Genomic DNA, 434 nt, shown 5'->3' with positions numbered 1-434 from the left:
GGTGGCGGTCTCGGCCAGCCGGAGACCGGCGTAGATCTGGCCGAGCACCGGCGAGAAGGTCCACCAGACGAGGCCGAGCATGGCCAGGGTGATGAGGCCGACGGCGCCGAGGGCGACGATCAGGCCGGGGCTCGTGGTCGCGACCGGCTCGCGGAACAGCGGCGTCATGCCGAGCGCCCCAGGGACGGTTCGTCCCGGCCGAGCTGCTGTTGCTGGGCGAGGCTCGTCTGCAGCTTGTCGTCGGCGACCACGGCCCGGAGGAGAGGCTTCAGGACGGCGCGGATCTCCTCCAGGTTCTGACCCTGCGGCAGCAGCTTCCCGGCCTCACTGGACAGACCTTCGATCAGCACGACCGACCCTTCGCGCCCGAAGCGGTCGATCAGGGTCTTGTCGATCTGGCGCACTTCCTGGGCCAGCCGGGGGTCCGCGGCGAT

At 70.7% G+C, this 434-nt stretch carries 1 protein-coding gene; it reads right to left on the bottom strand.

Annotation, left to right across the window (positions count from 1 at the left end):
- Nucleotides 1-164 precede the first annotated feature (164 nt).
- Nucleotides 165-434 (bottom strand): hypothetical protein (locus ACU8YC_RS28235; RefSeq protein ID WP_446896427.1); only part of this gene is annotated, 270 nt, incomplete at its 5' end.

This window comes from Citrobacter sp. VF227 (assembly GCF_052950715.1).
Note: the sequence above shows the minus strand (reverse complement) of the source record. Positions and strands in the feature narration are given on the sequence as shown.